This is a genomic window from Nitrospiria bacterium, from assembly GCA_035517655.1.
Taxonomy (GTDB): domain Bacteria; phylum Nitrospirota; class Nitrospiria; order JACQBZ01; family JACQBZ01; genus JACQBZ01.
Genome location: DATIYJ010000034.1, coordinates 1 through 4,217, shown reverse-complemented (window position 1 = coordinate 4,217; position 4,217 = coordinate 1). Strand labels below are relative to the sequence as shown.

5 protein-coding genes and 1 pseudogene are annotated in these 4,217 nt (G+C 56.9%); all 6 read right to left on the bottom strand.

Translation table 11 applies throughout. The features are described from left to right. Positions 1 to 313 precede the first annotated feature (313 nt). Positions 314 to 637, bottom strand: a complete 324-nt coding sequence (locus tag VLY20_06810) for a carboxymuconolactone decarboxylase family protein (protein HUK56350.1) — start codon at positions 635 to 637, stop codon at positions 314 to 316. Positions 638 to 696: 59 nt separating this feature from the next. Next, positions 697 to 1,443: an SDR family oxidoreductase gene (locus VLY20_06805; protein ID HUK56349.1), complete on the bottom strand. Its 747-nt coding sequence runs from the start codon at positions 1,441 to 1,443 to the stop codon at positions 697 to 699. A 31-nt stretch (positions 1,444 to 1,474) separates the two neighbouring features. Next, positions 1,475 to 2,734, bottom strand: a pseudogene (gene rlmB / locus VLY20_06800) (23S rRNA (guanosine(2251)-2'-O)-methyltransferase RlmB). Positions 2,735 to 2,748: 14 nt separating this feature from the next. Continuing rightward, positions 2,749 to 3,114, bottom strand: coding sequence for a DUF5615 family PIN-like protein (locus tag VLY20_06795; GenBank protein HUK56348.1), 366 nt, complete (start codon positions 3,112 to 3,114; stop codon positions 2,749 to 2,751). A gap of 8 nt (positions 3,115 to 3,122) precedes the next feature. Continuing rightward, positions 3,123 to 3,362, bottom strand: coding sequence for a DUF433 domain-containing protein (locus VLY20_06790; protein HUK56347.1), 240 nt, complete (start codon positions 3,360 to 3,362; stop codon positions 3,123 to 3,125). A gap of 95 nt (positions 3,363 to 3,457) precedes the next feature. Next, positions 3,458 to 4,217 (bottom strand): DALR domain-containing protein (locus VLY20_06785; protein HUK56346.1); only part of this gene is annotated, 760 nt, incomplete at its 5' end.

Below are 4,217 nucleotides of genomic sequence, written 5' to 3'. Positions count from 1 at the left end.
GCCGGTCCAGCCCGCCCCGCCCTCCACGCTGGAGGAAAAACTCAAAACGCTGAACAAGCTCAAAGAGGAGGGCTTGATTACCGACGAGGAATATAACGAGAAGAAAAAGGAACTGCTGAAGTCATTCTAACGACTAAGGGAGAGGTCGCAGTCCGGGCTGAGTCAAACCGGCCCCCAAGATTCATTGTCGGAAGTGAGGAGTTCCGAAAATAACACTCGTTCGCATGAAAATTTCTTTTTCGGGTGCGCCGCGCTTCCGCTGTGATGAATCAAAGGTAAAATATCTTCTTGGACCTACACGGCTCCTTGCCGCTTATGGCTGATCAATTACTTTTTTCAAGTGACCAAACCCCGAGGCTGCGGTGGGCCAGCCGGCGTAAAATGCAATATGCGTAATCGCAGCCACAAGTTCTTCCTTCGTGAGGCCGTTTTCAAAAGCCTTTTTAAGATGAAAATCGACTTGCTCGATACGATTCAGCGCAACCAAGCATGTGACCGTAATTAAGCTTTTATCGCGCTGCGAGAGTCCGGGACGTTTCCAAATATCACCGAAAAGAAAGTCTTGTGTCAGTTTCGCAAATTCCGGCGCTATAGCCTTTAAGTCATCCGTCGCTTTATGTTCGCTGCTGTTTGCCATGTGTATCTCCTTCTTTGTTGTTAGATTCCTGTTTTTTACGTCAATGCTCTTAGGGGACCTTATAGCTCCTGGCGCGTGGGCCGGAACATGATCTCGTTCACGTCCATATCCTCCGGCTGGCTCATGGCGAACGCTACCGCCCGCGCAAACGATTCGGCGGGAAGCGCAACCTCCTGAACAAACTTGCGGACATTCTCGGCGACGTCCGGCTCGGTAATGCTGTTCGGCAGCTCCGTGGCCAGCGCACCCGGTGAGATCACCGTTGTGCGGATGTTGTAGGGCTTCACTTCCTGCCGCAGCCCCTCTGAGATGACCAGCACCGCAGTCTTGGTAGCGGCGTACACAGCACTACCGGGGCGTACCTTGTGACCTGCCACAGATGAGACATTAATAAAGTGCCCGGATTTCTGCTGCTTCATATACGGCAGCGCCGCGGCAATGCCGTACAGCACGCCCTTGAGGTTCACGTCGATCATCCGGTTCCAATCATCGATCTTGAGGCGTTCGAGCGGCGAGTGCGGCATCAGCCCGGCATTATTGATCATGACATCGATGCGGCCGAATGTTTGCGCGGCTGATTCGACCAATCTCTTGACTTGGTCCACCTGGGTAACGTCCGTCTGTATGGCCAGTGCTTTGCCCCCTTTGCGAATTAGCTCATCTGCCAACGATTTGATGCGATCTAAGCGCCGCGCACCCAGCACAACTGTTGCGCCCTGGCTGGAGAGAAGCCGAGCCGTCGCCTCGCCCAGCCCGCTGCTTGCGCCTGTTACGACGACGACTTTTCCTTCGATGTTATTGTTCATCATCGTGACTCCTGTTTGACATGACGGCCGCTCAAAGGCCGGTCCTTTTTTCCAGGGTTTCGGGGTAGCGGGCCCCTTGGATCGTGATCTTTGAGGCGGCGCCGGAGATCTCACGGAGATCGTCGGATGTAAGTTCGATTACTGCCGCTCCGATGTTCTCGTCCAGGCGCGAAAGCTTAGTGGTGCCCGGGATCGGAACGATCCACGGTTTCCGGGCCTCGGGGGTAAAGCGAGGAACAATGTTGCGGAAGTCGGACTTATCGAACGTGGTCTTCTCGTCGATCTTTCCCGTGAGGAACCCTTCCCGCCACGTCTTCGATCGGCACCTCCGTGTCAACGCGGTGTTGATAATAGAGGTCAATAGCATCGACTCTGAGCCGCTTGAGGGAACCCTCGAGGCTCTGTCGGATGCGCTCGGGCCGACCGTCCTGGACCTGCTGCCCGCTGGCATCCATCTTGATCCCGAACTTGGTGGCCATCACCACTTGCCCGCGGAACGGAGCCAAAGCTTCGCCTACGAGTTCTTCATTCGTGTATTGACGGGCGTCCTCTGGCGGAGGATCTCGTAGGCCATCACGCCGACCGCGACCGAGACGTTCAAGGAGGCCACCCGTCCCTTCATCGGCAGACGGACGCGCTCATCGCAGGTCGAAAGCACCCGCCGGCCGATTCCCTCCCCTTCCGCGCCGACCACGATCGCGACCGGTCCGCGATAATCGATCTCGAGATAACTTTTCTCCGCGCCGGGATCCAGTCCGTAAATCCACAGCCCCGCCGCCTTCAAGCTCTCCAGCGCCTGGGTCAGGTTCACGACGCGGGCCACGGTTACGTGCTCCAGCGCGCCGGCCGAGACCTTGGCCACCGTCTCGGTCAATCCGGAAGCCCGCCGTTGGGGAATCACGACTCCGTGAAACCCGGCCGCATCCGCCGTCCGGAGAACGGCGCCCAGATTTCGCGGGTCCTCGATCCCGTCCAGAACCAATACGGCCGCGGCCTCGCCTTGTTTCGATGCGCGCCCCAGGATCTCGTCCAGCGTCCCGTAGGCCTTCGCCGCGACCAGCCCCATGACGCCCTGATGTTTGGGGTGGCCGACGATTCGGTCCAGGACCTCGCGGGGTTCGAAATGGAGCGGCACGCCTTTCGATCGCGCGAGCCGAATCAACTCGTCCACCGCGCCGCCGCCCCGCCCCTTGGCGATGTAAATGCGCTCGACGCTCCGCTCGCCCGCAAGCGCCTCCATCAACGGATGGATGCCGAATATGCGGTCTGTTTTATCCGATTCCTCTTTCATTCGAAAATTTCGCCCTATTTGATGGGCAGCATTCGGATCCGCACACCGACCTCATCCACCGAAATGTCCGCCCCTTCCTCCAGGTCTTTCTCAACGGTTGGAAGCAGTCGCATCAAAACGTCCGTGACGCGCCGATGAGACACATCTCCCAGGCGTAACGATAAAATGCTGGGGAACGTTTTCCCCGATTCGGCGATCAACCGGGAGAAATCAAGCTCCTGCGTTACAATGGAGGCCTGAAGACGTTCTGCAAGTTCGATGATCTGCCGGTCGGTTGACGTCGGAGGAAGATGGTCCGTAACGCCTGAGATGGCAAAACCGCTTTTTCGGAGAGCATGAACGGTCTTCGGGGAGATATGGAGATCCGCAACAAGCTTCAAGGACAGGATCAGCCTTTAGTGGAAGGCTCCGGCCGACTAAATTCCCCCGCAAGCCGGGCCGCATACTCCATGGCCTGTTTCAAATCCTCCGTTTCCAATTCCGGATGGGCTTCGAGAATTTCCGGGTTGGTCTGGCCCGAGGCCAGCAGCTTCAGGATGAATGAAACCGTAATTCTCATCCCTCGAATCGTGGGTTGCCCCATACAGACGTTGGGATCCATCGTAATGCGGTCCAAGCTCTGCGCCATCGCGCTCTCCTAAACAACAAACCTTGCGAACTAATGATACCTCTTTAGGGGGAGAAGATCAACAGCATGAAGGATCAGCGTTTTCGTTCTTTTTACTACCGTCTCACCCGCGTCGTCCCGTCCGGTCGGTCTTCCAAAATTATTCCGGCAGCGGCCAACTCTTTGCGGATCTCATCCGCTCGCGCCCAGTCTTTTTGCCGACGCGCTTCCAGTCGCTCTGCTACAAGAGCATTCACCTTTTCGTCACTAAGTACCACCTTAACACGAGCCTTTTCAGAGACTCCAAGTGCAATTTCATCATGGAGTTCGAGATAAATCTTCTCTCCCTTCATTTTCCATGATTCTGGGTCCAATTGAAACAGTCCCAAAACCGCTCCGTATTTCCGGAACAGCTCCATGACGGCCTGAGCCGAAGACCGGGAGATTCCCCGGGCCAACACGGCGTTGACCGCGGCCCGAAGCTGCTGCATCTCGCTCACGGCCTCCGAGGTGTTGAAGTCGTCGTCCATCGCGGCCTCGAATCTTTTCGGAAACGCCTTGAGCGCCGCGCGCAGTTTCCGCTCGAGTGGTCGGGCCGCCGTTGCGGTCTGCTCCTCTAATTTCTGGAACATGGTGTAGAAATTATCCAGGCCCGCCTTGGCGGCCTTGAGCGCCTCGTCCGAAAAATCGATCGGGCTGCGATAATGGGTCGCGACCAGAAAATAACGGAGGACCTCGGCCGTCACGGCCTCCGGCCACGGCGACTTCTCGAAAATCTCCTGGATCGTGAAAAAATTCCCGAGCGACTTGGACATTTTCTCCTGGTTGACGTTCACGAAGCCGTTGTGGACCCAGTAGCGCGCGAACCGTTTTCCG

Excerpts from the sequence above, each read along its gene's own strand:
- VLY20_06810 (HUK56350.1), bottom strand. The coding sequence starts at position 637 with ATGGCAAACAGCAGCGAACATAAAGCGACGGATGACTTAAAGGCTATA.
- VLY20_06805 (HUK56349.1), bottom strand. The coding sequence starts at position 1,443 with ATGAACAATAACATCGAAGGAAAAGTCGTCGTCGTAACAGGCGCAAGC.
- VLY20_06790 (HUK56347.1), bottom strand. The coding sequence starts at position 3,362 with ATGGCGCAGAGCTTGGACCGCATTACGATGGATCCCAACGTCTGTATG.